Source organism: Ectopseudomonas oleovorans, from assembly GCF_003052605.1.
Classification (GTDB): domain Bacteria; phylum Pseudomonadota; class Gammaproteobacteria; order Pseudomonadales; family Pseudomonadaceae; genus Aquipseudomonas; species Aquipseudomonas oleovorans_A.
The window spans coordinates 102,937-115,344 of sequence record NZ_QASO01000005.1 but is presented as its reverse complement, the minus strand read 5'-3'; the positions used below and the strand labels follow the sequence as shown (position 1 = coordinate 115,344).

Annotated in this window: 12 protein-coding genes and 1 pseudogene; 2 read left to right on the top strand and 11 right to left on the bottom strand. The window is 62.1% G+C overall.

Features of this window, described 5'->3' with window-relative positions; all coding sequences use genetic code 11:
- The first annotated feature begins 85 nt into the window (after positions 1 to 85).
- Positions 86 to 1,441, top strand: a complete 1,356-nt coding sequence (locus DBO86_RS01455) for an IS1182 family transposase (protein ID WP_042858280.1) — start codon at positions 86 to 88, stop codon at positions 1,439 to 1,441.
- A 170-nt stretch (positions 1,442 to 1,611) separates the two neighbouring features.
- Positions 1,612 to 2,235 (top strand): annotated as a pseudogene (locus tag DBO86_RS01450) (tyrosine-type recombinase/integrase); the annotation flags it as partial.
- Here DBO86_RS01450 and DBO86_RS01445 read toward each other — a convergent pair.
- From DBO86_RS01445 to trbE, 11 genes are all read right to left on the bottom strand, one after another.
- Complete coding sequence (locus DBO86_RS01445; protein WP_108232801.1) at positions 2,205 to 2,480, bottom strand: pyocin activator PrtN family protein; 276 nt, start codon at positions 2,478 to 2,480, stop codon at positions 2,205 to 2,207. The pseudogene DBO86_RS01450 and the gene DBO86_RS01445 sit on opposite strands and share 31 nt — an antisense overlap.
- Positions 2,481 to 2,846: 366 nt before the next feature.
- Positions 2,847 to 4,085 (bottom strand): type II toxin-antitoxin system HipA family toxin, encoded by a 1,239-nt coding sequence (locus tag DBO86_RS01440; protein WP_108232800.1) that lies wholly within the window; start codon positions 4,083 to 4,085, stop codon positions 2,847 to 2,849.
- The gene (locus DBO86_RS01435; protein WP_017679281.1) at positions 4,082 to 4,378 is read right to left on the bottom strand and encodes a helix-turn-helix domain-containing protein; all 297 of its coding nucleotides are present in this window, start codon (positions 4,376 to 4,378) and stop codon (positions 4,082 to 4,084) included. The genes DBO86_RS01440 and DBO86_RS01435 overlap by 4 nt, the downstream gene beginning before the upstream one ends.
- 294 nt (positions 4,379 to 4,672) lie before the next feature.
- Positions 4,673 to 4,927 carry a DUF2274 domain-containing protein gene (locus DBO86_RS01430; protein ID WP_108232799.1) on the bottom strand — a complete coding sequence of 85 codons (255 nt, stop codon included), beginning with the start codon at positions 4,925 to 4,927 and terminating at the stop codon, positions 4,673 to 4,675.
- Positions 4,924 to 6,186 carry a TraB/TrbI/VirB10 family type IV secretion system protein gene (locus tag DBO86_RS01425; RefSeq protein ID WP_108232798.1) on the bottom strand — a complete coding sequence of 421 codons (1,263 nt, stop codon included), beginning with the start codon at positions 6,184 to 6,186 and terminating at the stop codon, positions 4,924 to 4,926. Before DBO86_RS01425 ends, DBO86_RS01430 begins: the two co-directional genes overlap by 4 nt.
- A gap of 2 nt (positions 6,187 to 6,188) precedes the next feature.
- Positions 6,189 to 7,175, bottom strand: coding sequence for a P-type conjugative transfer protein TrbG (gene trbG, locus DBO86_RS01420; protein ID WP_108232797.1), 987 nt, complete (start codon positions 7,173 to 7,175; stop codon positions 6,189 to 6,191).
- Complete coding sequence (gene trbF, locus DBO86_RS01415) at positions 7,172 to 7,879, bottom strand: conjugal transfer protein TrbF (RefSeq protein WP_108232796.1); 708 nt, start codon at positions 7,877 to 7,879, stop codon at positions 7,172 to 7,174. Before trbF ends, trbG begins: the two co-directional genes overlap by 4 nt.
- A gap of 12 nt (positions 7,880 to 7,891) precedes the next feature.
- Entirely contained in the window at positions 7,892 to 9,052 is a 1,161-nt protein-coding gene (gene trbL / locus DBO86_RS01410; protein WP_108232795.1) for a P-type conjugative transfer protein TrbL, read from the bottom strand.
- On the bottom strand, positions 9,049 to 9,234 hold the full coding sequence (locus tag DBO86_RS01405) for a hypothetical protein (protein WP_108232794.1): 186 nt from the start codon (positions 9,232 to 9,234) through the stop codon (positions 9,049 to 9,051). The genes trbL and DBO86_RS01405 overlap by 4 nt, the downstream gene beginning before the upstream one ends.
- A gap of 12 nt (positions 9,235 to 9,246) precedes the next feature.
- On the bottom strand, positions 9,247 to 9,981 hold the full coding sequence (trbJ, locus tag DBO86_RS01400; RefSeq protein WP_108232793.1) for a P-type conjugative transfer protein TrbJ: 735 nt from the start codon (positions 9,979 to 9,981) through the stop codon (positions 9,247 to 9,249).
- On the bottom strand, positions 9,978 to 12,407 hold the full coding sequence (gene trbE / locus DBO86_RS01395; RefSeq protein ID WP_108232792.1) for a conjugal transfer protein TrbE: 2,430 nt from the start codon (positions 12,405 to 12,407) through the stop codon (positions 9,978 to 9,980). The genes trbJ and trbE overlap by 4 nt, the downstream gene beginning before the upstream one ends.
- Between the last annotated feature and the right edge of the window lies 1 nt (position 12,408).

Below are 12,408 nucleotides of genomic sequence, written 5' to 3'. Positions count from 1 at the left end.
CTAGGAGTCTGTCGGACTTTCCAAGTCTTCCGCGCGTTGGGGGTATCCGCGACAATCGGGGCTCTGCTACCGAGAGCCCGTCCCTATGAGCCGTTTTGTCCCAGTTGACCGTGACACCGCGTACCTGCTGCCGCCCTCGGTAGACGAATGGTTGCCGAATGATCACTTGGCGCGATTCGTGGTTGAGGTCATCGAGCAACTCGATCTGCGCGAACTGACCGGCCAATACGCCGGCCGGGGGTCGGCCGCACACCATCCGGCCGTGCTGCTTGGCCTGCTGATCTACGGCTACGCCAACGGCGTGCACTCCAGCCGCAAGATCGAGCGCGCGACCTACGACTCGGTGGCGTTTCGCTATGTGGCGGCCAACACTCACCCCGACCACGACACCCTGGCCACGTTCCGTCGGCGCTTCCTGACGGCGGTCGAATCGCTGTTCGTCCAGGTGCTGCTGCTGGCACGTGAGATGAAGCTGCTCAAGCTTGGCCACATTGCGCTCGACGGCACCAAGATCGATGCCAATGCCAGTAAGCACAAAGCCTTGTCCTGGGGCTATGCCAACAGGATCGAGGTGCAGTTACGCGAGGAAGTCCAGCAGTTGTTGACGCTGGCCGAGAACAGTGACCGTGCCGCCGTGCCCGATGGCATGGATGTACCGGCCGAGATTGCCCGGCGTGAAGATCGGCTCAGCGCCATTGCCCAGGCCAAGGCCAAGATCGAGCAGCGCGCGGCTGAGCGACACGCCGTCGAGCAGCAGGAATTCGAGGTCAAGACGGCCAAGCGTCAGGCCCAACGCAAGGCCGGCAAGAAGCCGCGGGGCAAGGATCCCGAACCACCTGCGGCCGGCCCCAAAGACAGCGATCAAGTCAATCTAACCGATGAAGAATCGCGCATCATGCCCGCCTCAAGCGGCGGCTTCGAGCAGAGCTACAACGCTCAGGCCGGGGTGGATGTCGAGACGATGCTGGTCATCACACAGCATGTCACCCAGGCCAGCAACGACAAGCGCGAAGTGGTCCCTACGCTGCAGCGCATTGCGGCCTTGCCCGCCGCGCTGGGCGAGGTGCAAACGCTGATTGCGGACAACGGCTTCTTCAGCCAAGCCAACGTGAGCGCCTGCCACGCAGCCGAGATCGAACCGCTGCTGGCGCTCAAGCGCGAATCGCATCATTTGCCCGTGCTGGAGCGCTTTGCCGCCGACTCGCCGTCACCGCAGACGAGCGACCCGGTCGAGCAGATGGCCCATTGCCTGAGCACGCAAAGTGGCCGAGCGCTGTACAAACTGCGCAAGCAGACGGTTGAGCCGGTGTTCGGCATCATCAAGCGGGTGATGGGCTGGCGGCAAATGAGCATGCGCGGACTCGCCAAGGCTCAAGGTGAATGGAGCTTGGTGACCATGGCCTGGAACATCAAGCGCCTGCATGTACTGCGTGCCGCGTAAAGGTAGAAAGGTACGCCCTGAGGCCGCTCAAACGGCGGCCCAGGCGTGCAGATACGTCCTTGGGGTCGCGCCAGCGGACTCAGATGTCTGAAAGGAACGGCAACGCGTCAAAAAGCACCTTGATCCCGCTCTATCCTTTCTTGCGGGGTCAAGTCCGACAAGCTGCTAGCATGGATGAGTTGGACAAATTGCTCACCTACTTTTTTGATCTCCAGGCGCGCAGGCCAAGCGCGATACACATGCCTAAGGTCATAGCTTTCGCGATTTTCTCTACACGCAGGCAGGAAGAGATCACTCGGATTCGCTGGGAGGATCTGGATGAGCGGCGGCAGGCGGTGCTTGTTCGAGATATGAAAAATCCCGGACAGAAGATTGGTAATGATGTCTGGTGTCATCTGCCAGATGAGGCCTGGCGGATTGTTCAGAGTATGCCTAAGTCTTGCCGAGAGATATTTCCTTACTACTCGGACTCAATTTCTGCGGCGTTCACTCGTGCTTGCAAGTTTTTGGCTATCAAGGATTTGCATTTTCACGATCTGCGCCATGACGGCGTGAGCCGGCTGTTCGAAATGGAGTGGGATATACCGAGGGTTGCCAGCGTATCAGGGCATCGCGACTGGAACTCCATGCGTCGTTATACACATTTGAATGGGCGAGGAGATCCTTACAAGAACTGGTCTTGGCTAGAGAAGATAGTCGAGGCCCCTGTGGTGCTCGGGGCACGTGTGGAGCCGGATTTTGCAGAAGATGGAAAGGGTGGGCTTCAGGCTAGGCGTCGTCGATCCATCAACTGATCCTGCTCTCGGATTGCGACCTCGCGTTGTCTATCGATGTAGGCAGCTAGATCTTCCAAGTGCACGCCGAGGTTGGCCTTCTGCGAGTTAGCGCCCAGGCGCATCACGGGAAGGTCGATTTCTCCCATCAGGCGCTTACGCTTGAACTTGTCTACCGAAAGGCCGAGGAAGTCTCGGCACACCAATTCGATAGGAATTACGGCTTGTCCGTCGTACTGAGCCATCAGCAAAAACAGTGTCTTCATTGCTCCATGCCATAGCGTCATTTCAATTGGAGTCAGCCTATTGGCGCTATGTCTGATGGCAAACAAGCTAAGTCGTAGATGGGCGCGGGGGCGGGTAATGCCTTGAGCATCGCCGGTGCCGTGTATCCAGCTCGCCAACGGCCCGGCAACGCGTCTGAACTTGTTGACGAGCTGGATCCGCTGCAGGCGTTGCTGGAATGAAAGGGGTCTCAAGCGCGCTGAGACTGATGCTATCTGGGTTTACGAAATGCGGGAAATGCTCACTGATAGTGAGCATTTTCTGGATTTTATAAACCTGTCGACCCGGAGGTATGTGCCTGTCCCTTGATGTGTATTCAACGGCCGTGACGTCGACCGATGCCTGCGTCAGTCGAGGCGCTTGCGGATTTCGTTGAATGCCTGCTGAATTATTCTCTCCTGATTGGGATCGATCTCAAGTTCAGTGCATAGTGACGACCATCCGGAGAGAGCATCGAGGGTCTGCTCGATATAGATGTCCGGATCTAGATATCGGAAAGCAGCGCAGACTTGTTTGAGGTTTTTACGTGTTGCCAGCCCGGAGCCGTTGAAAGAAGTCGTGTGCTCGTCCGCGAAACCCTGGACAGGGGCGTAGGTCAGGTCATAGGCCGGAGCTAACGTCCACCGTCCTTGGTCGTGTAGGAATGCGAAGTTCTTGGCGTGATCATCATGGTTGTGGGTCAGCGCATTAAAAACCATGAGTCTTGCCATGCGCTCTACCTCCGCTGCATGGTTGGTGACCGCGTGGGTTGTTTTCAAGAGATCTGAATAGTCCAGTGAGGGCGCGCGGTGATCTGCATAGAGAATACCGCTGGCAGTCATCATGTGGAGTTTGCTATTGCCGTGTCGGTCGAAACGTTGGGCAGCAAAGAATCGCTCGGTGCCGTTTGCAGAGCTGACTGTGAGCAAGTCGCTCGCAGCCATCTTCACTCCAGCACGTTCTGCCAAGAGCGCGTAGGCATATTCGATGGTGCCGGTATCACGATGTTCGGTTGGTGATCGGAATTTCACTAGCCAGTGTTGGTAGCCGGCTGGGAGCTGCCGGAAAGATGTATTGCATTGTTTTCTATCTGGGGACAGTGCAACGACGACCTTGGGGCGAGCGCCGGCAGGGGAGCCACCAGCGAGGCGCAGAGCATCAAGAATGGACGAGGTGTCTCCTTCGTAGACCGCCTGGGACTCCTGGTAGAGCTGGGCCAGATCAATATCATCTTCACCGGTGGCGTGCTCAAGCACCGGGCGATATTCCAGTGCACCCATGCCCCTGTCTGCCATGTAAGCCAGCCGATCGAGCGGGGAAATGTGTCTACGGTCTATGCCATGATTGGCAAGGAAATAACGATCCATTAGCAACATGCCCCATCCGTCTGGGAGGGAGTCGGCAATCGCGCCTGGTAGGCCTGCGAAAAGGACTGGATCAGCCGCTTTCTGGGGTTGGGTTGTGAAGTCCATGTTCAGGGGTGACAGATTGAAGCCTTGCGCCACCCACTGTGGATGATAGGCAAAGTAGATACCCTGTCGACTGGCAACCAGCTCACCGACCGGCGTGCCTGCGAGCAATACCTCTACGGTGTTTATGGATTTCATTGGCGCCCCCGGGTACGTCCTGTTTGTTTGATTTCTTCAAGCGAGACAGGCCGCTCATGCTTGAACAGTTCAGCGATTTGGCGTGTTGCACCAAGTGCTGTAGCGATGAGCACCAGAGCATCAAGGGTGATCTGCCCAGTGGACTCGAATCGCTTGATGGTCGATTCTGAAACACCCGCCATCTTCGCCAAGGATTTGCGGGAGAGGTTCTGTGCGAGTCGCGCTTCTCGAGCGTTGGCGCCGATCTTCTGGGCCAGTTCGCCTGGAGCGAGCAGAGAATGGGTTAGGGCCAAGGATAAGCCTCGTATAATGGTTCATTATAGATCCATTATACGTCATTATGGCTATTATTGGTTCAAATATGGCCTATTGTTTTTTGCCTGACCTAGATTGATCTGGGGTGGAGACACCGCACGCCCTGGCCTTCAATGCTCAAGCGGACTGTGCTGTCATAAGTCTGTTCCAGTCATCAATCCGCATGATCGTGAGGATTAAAGGTGGTGGACCATAGATAGCATTGAAAACCTCACGATCTTGAGGATTTTTATCAATTCAGTCCGGCGCATGAAAAAATCCACTTTCCGCTTTTAGCGTGGATCGGTGGTTTGCGGCGCAGCGGGTAGTGCAGGCTTGTTAGTTCTTTTGAATACCCTATCCCTCGCCATGAAAGCTTCCAGCATGTGCGGGATGAGCGTCAGAGCGTCGACTTCTTCACCATAGGTTTGCGAGTGCAGCGCCGCGTAGCGCTCGAGGTCAGCCTTCAGGCTGGCCGGGCAGGTGAAGGTCAGCTTCAGGTTCTCGGTTTTCGGCAGCGGGCCGAGACGCAGCTTGGTCGTGCTCATTGCAGGCTCCTCTGTTGAGTGGAGAAAGGTTGAAAGGGGCGCAGTACCAGGTCGCGGTTGACGATCACGCGCAGGGGCAGCCCAGGGCGCTGGGTCAGCGTGGGCTGGATATCGAGGTTGCGGCGGGTGACCTCCTGGCCGACCTGGTTCACTGTGTCCTGCAGGCTGTCGCGCCCGGCGATGATGACGCGGTCGCCGTCGGTGCGGTTGGCCGGTGCCGCCAACTCGGCACCGATGCCCAGTAGGCTGGTCATGGCCGCGCCGGCGACGATCCGATTCCAGTGCCAGTCGACGCCATCCTCGAGGCCGGCATAGCCGGCGGCGTCGGTACCAACCAGATTGTCGAGCTGGAAGGACGAGGTGTCCGGCAAGATCACCCGCTGCCATACCACCTGCACGCGGCTCTGCCCGTAGTTCACCTGGCTGTTGTAGCGACCGAGCAGGCGGGCACCTTGGGGGATCAGCACGTGTTCACCGGTGGCGCTGTCATAGACCGGCTCGGTCACTGTGGCGATCACGTCGCCGGGTAGATCCGACTTGATGCCAGTTACCAGTGCTGCCGCGATGACGGTGCCGGCCATCACTTGGTAGGGCGATTCAGGCATCTGCAGCAATCCGGAATTACGGATTTGTGCGTTTACGGATTTACTGAGAAACGCCTCGTTCCGCTCCTGCTGCGTTGGTGTTCCTGCGGCGGCTACTGCGCCTGACGAAGCCATACCCAGAGCCGGGGAATCGAGTTGAGCGCCACTAACAGATGCGACGTTCGATTTCCGCGCGCTGCTGGTCTGGAAAAACACCGAGGACTGCGCTGCTTCCTCAGCTTCCTTGAGCAGGGCCAGGCGCTCTGCTTCGACGGCATCTGGCCCATGTCCATAACCTTGCGCCTGCTGCTCCGCCCTGAGGATTGGCCCGCCCAGATCGCCGGGCAGCGGCGGGCCCAGTTGCGGCACCTCGGGTGCAGGGGGAGGCGGCAGCTGCGAGTAGTCTGCCGGCAACTGCTCCAGCCCCTCGGAGCGTGCCACGCGGTCGACGTTGTATAGCTCGTTCGGCTCGGCGCCCTGGCGGCGCTGCTGCGGCTGCAGCGACCACAGCATGGCTCCGAGTACTGCAGCCGATAGGCCGCCGACCACTACCGCCAGCATGCGCGGATTGAGGCGAGTGACCGGGCGCGGCTTGGCGCGCAGCTCCAGCGACTCCGGCGCTTCCTTGGGCGGTAGCGAGGTTGCGGCGGTTTGTTTGTCGTCCTTGGCCGTCATGCTCAGGGCCTCCGTGCCACGCCATCGGTGCGCTCAATCCGCACCACGTCACCCTTGTCGGCGCCCAGGCGCAGCTCGGCTGCGCCGAATAGACGGTCGACGATGTAGTAGGGCGAGCGGAAGCGATAGTTGACCAGCTGTCCATCACCTTCGGGGCCAATTACGAACAGCGGCGGCAGCTCGCCTTGGGCGATACCGGCGGGGAACTGGATATACACCTTGCGGCCGTCATCGAAAGCGCGCAGCGGTTTCCAGGGTGGATTGCTGCCGCTGATCGCATAACGAAAGCGCAGCTGCTCCAGCGTTAGGCCGGCATCCACCGGCGCTGCGGCCTGGGCGATGCTGGCGCGGCGTTGCAGGGCGAGCATGTGATCCTTCGGATAGTCCCAGGACACCGACGCCATCCAGGCCTGCTCGGTGGAACTCAGCTCGATCAGGTAGGTGCGGCGCGTGGTGGTGATCACCAGGTTGGTCTTGAGGTCGACCCGCGTCGGCTTGATCAGCACACTGGTGCGCAACTCGTCGCTGCTACCACTGGTAGTGTCGCCGACGATCCAGCGCACGGTGTCGCCGGCGGCCACAGTGATCAACTCTTCGCCGGGCTGCAGGTTGATCGCGGTCACCCGTCCTGGGCTGGCGTATACCTGATACAGCGCGCCATCGGAGTAGGGCCAAACCTGGATGGCGTTGATATAGCCTTCCCGACTCGGCGCGACTCGAGCGTCGCGATTGGCGCGCGAGACCCGCACGCGCTCGTCGGCCGGTTCCTTGGCCGGCTTGCTGCGCTGAGTTTCCGGCAGTGGCTTGAGCTGTGCGGGCAGGGCCAGGGGCTTGGGTACTTCCACGACCTCGATGGGCTTGGGCGGTTCCGGCAGGCGCTGCGCTTCTACCGGTTCATCCAGCTCGATCACTGGCGGCTGCTGGCTGGCACAGCCGACCAGCACGCTCAGCAGCAGAGGGCATATACAGAGGTTAAGGGAGGTTTTCATGGTTTCTTGGCTCCTTCCGTAGTGTCCAGCTCACGGCTCCAGGACAGGCCGTTGACGTAGATGCCGAGTGGGTTGCGGCGCAGCTTTTCCTCGGTGCGTGGAGGCTGCAGCACCAGCGAGATCACCCCCGTCCAGCGCTCCAGGCCGGCTGCCGCGCCATTCACAAAACGGCGTTCGATCCAGCGCACCTGGAACGAGCTGTCGCTGGCACGTACTACGCTGGTGACTTCCACCGACACCGACTCCTTGCCGACCCGGGTGAAGGGATCGTTGGCGCGGGCATAATCGTTGAGCGTGGCCGCGCCGCGGTCGGTGGTGGAGTGATAGGCCTCCAGCCAGTTCTGCCGCACCACCACCGGGTCGATTGATAGCGAGCGCACCTGCTCGATAAAGCGCGCCAGGTGATGGGCGATCTGCGCATCCTGGGGTTGGTAGGGGCTAGCGGCTTCGCCGACGGCGCGCACCTGGCCGAGGTTGTCGACCTCCACCACGTAGGGCGTGACCGACGACTGCGCCGAACGCCAGACCAGGCCGCCCGCCATCAGCAGCGCCAGGCCCAGGCAGCCGAAGGCCATCAGTCGCCAGTTGCGTGCCTGTGCCAGGCTGCTGCCCATGCGCAGGTCCCAGGCCTGTGCCGCTGCCTGATAAGGGGTGACAGGTTGAGGAGTGTCGCTGTAGCGCACCCGTGGACGTGTGAATCGCATCTTCGTCCTCCTTTACGAATTCGATGGGTCGCGGATCTGCGGCCCAGATGATGAGCCACCGCCATCGCCGCCACGAAGGGTGTGGGCGACCGTGCTGGTGGCCTGTGAGAGTTGCTGCCTGCGCTGCAGACGCCTGGCCCAGTCGGGCTGTTTGGCTGGGGCAGTTGCAGGATCGGAAGCTGCGGGGGCGCCACCTGCTGCAGCGCCGGAGGGGACACCTGCCAGAGAGCGAGCGCCGCCCATTGCCAAGCGTGCTGCACCGGGTGCCATGCGCGCGCCGGCCAATACCGCGCCGCCGACACCTGTGGCGACTGCAGCAGCACCTGCTGCCATGCCCGCCGCGCCGAGTGCAGCACCGGCTGCTGCACCAGCACCCAGTTGTGGTGCCCCGGCGACCAACCCGGTAGCAATACCCGGCCCGAAGATGCCCAGGCCGAGCAAGGCCAGCGAGGCGAGCATGACCACCAGTGCATGGTCGATGGAGGGCTCGTCCGGCATAGACTGGAACTCGGCGAACAGCCCGCTGCCAATGCCGACGATCACGGCCAGCACCAGCACCTTGATGCCGGACGCGACCACGTTGCCCAGCACCTTCTCGGCGAGAAAGGCAGTCTTGTTCCAAAGCGCGAAGGGCACCAGCACGAAGCCGGCGAGGGTGGTCAGCTTGAATTCGACCAAGGTGACGAACAGCTGAATGGCCAGGAAGAAGAAACTGACGATCACCACCAGCCAGGCCAGGAACAGCACCAGGATGCTGTCGAGATTGCCGAACACCTTGGGAAAGCCGCTGAGGCTGCTGATCTGCTCAAGTAGCGGCCCTCCGGCATCAACCCCAATCGCGGCCAACCGCCCTGGCTGCAGAAACTCCGCATGACTCAACCCGGAACCTGAGGCCAGCAGGCCCAACCCGGCGAAGGAGTTGAAGACGATCTTGGCCAGCACGTTGAAGTTGCCGATGATGAACGCGAAGGCACCGACATAGAGGGTCTTGCGGATCAGCTTGGCGCTGACGTCCTCACCGCCCATGGCCCAGAACAGCCCGGCCAGGGTCATGTCGATCACCACCAGGGTCATGGTGAGAAAGGCCACCTCACCGCCGAGCAGGCCGAAGCCGGTGTCGATATACAGCCCGAACACCTCGAGGAAACGGTCGATCACGCTGACGTCGTTCATTGCACGTCCTCGTCGAAGCTTGGCGGGATCGCGGGCAAGTCGGTAAGCCGGAGAAACTCGCTGGGCCGAGCACAGCCGGAGTAGAAGCGCTTAGTCGCATCTTCTTGCCGGGCCATGACCCCTTTGTCGTCCTGTCCGCAGGCGACCAGTACCAGCAGCGGCAGCAGTGTCAGGAATCTCATGAGGACGCCTCCCTACCGATAGAACTGAACGGGGTAGGGGGTGTACGGCGTGCCATTGCCCATAAAGCGCCGCCGCCGTTCGCGCGCCTCCTCGGCTGCGGCAGCCTGGCGGGCCAGCTCCAGGGCGACGGCGCGGTTTTGGGTGATCTGCAGTTGCTGCGCCTGGATCGACTGCTTGGCCTGTAGGGCCAGCAACTGGTTGGTGGCCTGGGCCGCCTGTAAGGCGCCACCCGAGGACTGGCTCTGTTGCACCAGAGCGGCCAAGGCGCTTTCATCCTCAGCCAGGCTCTGTTTCACCTGAGCCTGTACGCGCAGGGCCGTATGCAGCCCGTCGAGGCCCTGCTGCCAGCGCTCGCGGGCTTCTTCTGCCAGGCGTTGGCTGCTGACGTCAGCGGTGTACTCGTTCGGGTAGAGTCGGCTGAACTCCTGATCCAGGCGCTGTACTTCGTAGGCCAGCCCTCGCGCCTCGGCGAGCAGCCGCTCGGTATTGGCCAAGCTCGCGCGCAACTGTCCGACCACGTTGTAGTCCAAGCGCTGCAGATGACGGGCCTGGTTCAGCAGCATCTGGGTCTCGTTCTGCAACTGGCGAACCTGGTTGTTCGCCATCTCCAGGGTGCGCACCGCAGTGAGGGTGTTCTGCACCAGGTTGGTCGGGTCGATCACGGTGAAGGCGCTGGCCGGCTGCAATACCAGCAGGCCCAGCGTCAGCAGGGCGGCGGATGGATAACGGCGGATTCGGTGATTCATGGCAGGCACTCCTTGCGTGGCGAGGGATAAGTGGTGAGCAGGTCGGCGGCCCAGTCCAGGCCGCGGTGACGCAACCAGGCAGGGGCGAAATCGGCCGCGCCGGACGCCTGCAGGATGCGGTCGATCTCGCGCTGCTCGGCCGGGCTGGCCGAGGCGGCGAAGGCCAGCGCCACCGGCCCCAGGTCGAGGTCGAATAGGCGGTTGCCCAGGCGCGACTGGTAGTAGTAGTCACGCTTGGGCGTGGCCTGGGCGATGATCTCGATCTGTCGCTCGTTGAGGCCGAAGCCTTGGTAGATGTCTCGGATCTGCGGCTCGCCCGCCTGCGGGTTGGGCAGGAAGATGCGGCTGGTACAGCTCTCGATGATCGCCGCGGCGATGTTGGAGTCCTGAATGTCGGCCAGCGATTGGGTGGCGAAGACGACGCTGACGTTCTTCTTGCGCAGGGTCTTGAGCCACTGGCGGATGCGCGCGGCGAACAGCGGGTCGTCGAGAAACAGCCAGGCCTCGTCGAGGATCAGCAGGGTCGGCGCGCCGTCGAAGCGCTCCTCGAAACGGGCGAACAGGTAGCTCAGCACGGCAGCCACCGCCGCCTTGCTGTGCATCAGCTCTTCCATCTCGAAGCACTGTACGTCGGCGTTGCCCAGCCGATCCTGATCGGCGTCCAGCAATGCGCCATGGGCACCGCCCAGCACGTAGGGTTGCAGCGCCTGGCGCAGGGCGTTGTCCTGCAGCAGCACGGATAAACCGGTCAGTGTGCGCTGCGCCTCGGGCGCGCCGGCCAGGCTGTCCAGCGCCGTCCACAGCGCGGCCTTCTGCTCGGGGCTAACGGCCACGCCTTCCTGCAGCAAGCGAGCCTCCAGCCACTCGGCGGCCCAGGCGCGGTATCCCGGCCGATCGATACGCGCCAGAGGCTGGAAGGCCAGGTCGCCGTCGCCGCCCAGGTCGTAGTGCTCGCCACCCAGCCCCAGCACCGTCGCGCGCAGCGAACGTCCCATATCGAACAGAAACAGGCGCGAGCCCGGGTAGCGGCGAAACTGCAGGGCCAGGGTCGCCAGCAACACCGACTTGCCCATGCCGGTGGGGCCGGCCACCAGGGTGTGGCCGACGTCGCCGACGTGGGTAACCAGGCGAAACGGCGTTGCGCCATCGGTGCGGGTGATCACCAATGGCGGGCCATCCAGATGTTCGTTGCGTGCCGGGCCAGCCCAGACTGCCGAGACCGGCATCAGGTGCGCCAGATTGAGCGTGGAGATCAACGGCTGGCGGACGTTGGCGTAGGCGTTGCCGGGGATCGACGATAGCCAGGCCTCCACCGCGTTGAGACTCTCGGTGATGGTGACGAAGCCGCGTCCCAGGATCACCCGCTCGACCCGACGCAGCTTCTCGTCGGCGACCTGGGCGTCGGCATCGTTCACCGTCACGGTGGCGGTCACATAGCCGAAGGCGACCTGATCGGCACCGAGTTCCTGCAGCGCTGCGTCGGCATCGCTGGCCTTGTTCGCGGCGTCGCTGTCGAGCAGTGGGCTTTCCTGCTGGAAGATTGCTTCGCGCAGCAGTGCCAGGACGCCCTTGCGCTTGGCGAACCACTGCCGGCGCAGGCGCACCAGTTCCTTCTCGGCCTCGTCCTTGTCCAAGCAGATGAAGCGGGTCGACCAGCGATAGGCGAAGCCCAGACGGTTGAGATCGTCCAGCACGCCTGGCCAGGTCGAGGTGGGGAAGCCACGTACTGACAGCACGCGCAGATGCTGCTCACCCAAGCGCGGCGCCAGGCCAGTTGTCAGCGGACTGTCAGCCAGCAGGGCATCGAGGTGGAGGGGCACCTCGGGTACGGCCACCCGCTGGCGGTGGGTCGAAATCGTGGTATGCAGATAAGTCAGCGTCTGGCTGTCATCGAGCCAGGCGAGCTCTGGCATCACTCCGTCTAGCAGATCGAAAAAACGATCCGTCTCAGCGACGAAGGCGGCTAGCCGTTCGCGCCAGTCGACGCCGCGCTGCGGCCTATGCTCGTAGAGCAGGCCGGCAGCGCGCGAGCGCGACTCCTCCGGCGGCAGGTAGAGCAGCGTCAGGTGATAACTGCTCTCGAAATGACTTCCGTGAGCCTCGAGGGCGGCGCGACGCTCCTCGTCCACCAACCAGGACAAGGATTCAGGAAAGTCGCTATCGGGGTAATCCGCCGCCGCCAGACGCTCGGCCTCGATAAACAGCGCCCAGCCCGAGCCAAGGCGGCGCAGGGCATTGTTCAGGCGCGCCGAGGTGGCAACCAGTTCGCCTTGGGTGGCGCTGTCCAAATCTGGCCCGCGAAAGCGCAAGCTACGTTGGAACGAACCGTCCTTGTTCAACACGACGCCGGGGGCGACCAGGCCGGCCCAGGGCAGCCAGTCTGAAAGCTGTGTGGGGCGGCGCTGGTATTCGGTGAGGTTCAGCATG

Coding starts and splice junctions, on each gene's coding strand:
- DBO86_RS01455 (WP_042858280.1), top strand. CDS start 86: ATGAGCCGTTTTGTCCCAGTTGACCGTGACACCGCGTACCTGCTGCCG.
- DBO86_RS01445 (WP_108232801.1), bottom strand. CDS start 2,480: ATGAAGACACTGTTTTTGCTGATGGCTCAGTACGACGGACAAGCCGTA.
- DBO86_RS01440 (WP_108232800.1), bottom strand. CDS start 4,085: ATGAAATCCATAAACACCGTAGAGGTATTGCTCGCAGGCACGCCGGTC.
- DBO86_RS01430 (WP_108232799.1), bottom strand. CDS start 4,927: ATGAGCACGACCAAGCTGCGTCTCGGCCCGCTGCCGAAAACCGAGAAC.
- DBO86_RS01425 (WP_108232798.1), bottom strand. CDS start 6,186: ATGACGGCCAAGGACGACAAACAAACCGCCGCAACCTCGCTACCGCCC.
- trbG (WP_108232797.1), bottom strand. CDS start 7,175: ATGAAAACCTCCCTTAACCTCTGTATATGCCCTCTGCTGCTGAGCGTG.
- trbF (WP_108232796.1), bottom strand. CDS start 7,879: ATGCGATTCACACGTCCACGGGTGCGCTACAGCGACACTCCTCAACCT.
- trbL (WP_108232795.1), bottom strand. CDS start 9,052: ATGAACGACGTCAGCGTGATCGACCGTTTCCTCGAGGTGTTCGGGCTG.
- DBO86_RS01405 (WP_108232794.1), bottom strand. CDS start 9,234: ATGAGATTCCTGACACTGCTGCCGCTGCTGGTACTGGTCGCCTGCGGA.
- trbJ (WP_108232793.1), bottom strand. CDS start 9,981: ATGAATCACCGAATCCGCCGTTATCCATCCGCCGCCCTGCTGACGCTG.
- trbE (WP_108232792.1), bottom strand. CDS start 12,407: ATGCTGAACCTCACCGAATACCAGCGCCGCCCCACACAGCTTTCAGAC.